Source organism: Sphingomonas sp. GCM10030256 (genome assembly GCF_042666415.1).
In the GTDB taxonomy this organism is placed as follows: Bacteria; Pseudomonadota; Alphaproteobacteria; order Sphingomonadales; family Sphingomonadaceae; genus Sphingomicrobium.
The window spans coordinates 1-812 of record NZ_JBHTDI010000005.1 but is presented as its reverse complement, the minus strand read 5'-3'; the positions used below and the strand labels follow the sequence as shown (position 1 = coordinate 812).

The following is an 812-nucleotide window of genomic DNA, read 5'->3' as shown; positions in this document are numbered from 1 at the left end:
GCCTTTCCGCTTCCCACCAGCCGCAGACATGAGGCGAAGTCGAACAAAGGTCCGCTCGCCGGGCGCTTGTTGGAGCTGTGCAGTGGTCACCGAGGACGCACTCCGCGGAAGCGGTGAGCCGGCCTCGACCAGCTCACCTACACCCTCAAATTTCGATGGCCTCAGCCAGGGTCAGAGCGTCCTCGACTTCAACACCGAGGTATCTGACCGTCGTTTCGATCTTCGTGTGACCTAAGAGGATCTGAACAGCCCGCTTGGTTACCAGTCTGTTTGTAGATGAGGGCTGCCTTCGTGCGCCGGAGTGAGTGGGTGCCGTACTCCACCCGCCGCAGCCCAACGGCGGTCACCCATTCGTCGACAAGCCGGGCGTACTGGCGCGTGCTGATGTGATCGGATCGGTCTGCCCGACTGGGAAAGACAAAGTCATCGAGCGAACCACCTCGGCGCTCCAGCCACTCCAACAAGCTCGTCCTCGCCGGTTCGAGAAGTTCGAACTGCACCGGCCTGCCGGTCTTCTGCTGAATGACAATGGCATGTTGGCGGATTCGAGCGCCACTCACCAGCTCGCCGATCCGAATTTTCACCAGATCACAGCCTCGCAGTTTGCTGTCGATCGCGAGGTCAAAGAGGGCGCGGTCTCGGAGGCGATGCTCCTGTTCGAGCCAGAACCGCACTGCCCAGACCTGCTTGGGATGGAATGGACGCTTCGCGCCGAGCTTCCGACCAACGTTCCACGCTGGGCGGCAGTCTTGTCCGGGGTCGTAGATCGAATGTCCCATGGATCATCTCCTCGGCCAACAGCGGCCGAGGGA

Annotated in this window: 1 pseudogene; it reads right to left on the bottom strand. The window is 61.5% G+C overall.

Features of this window, described 5'->3' with window-relative positions:
• Positions 1–145: 145 nt before the first annotated feature.
• Positions 146–779, bottom strand: a pseudogene (locus tag ACFQPG_RS12310) (tyrosine-type recombinase/integrase).
• Positions 780–812: the final 33 nt, after the last annotated feature.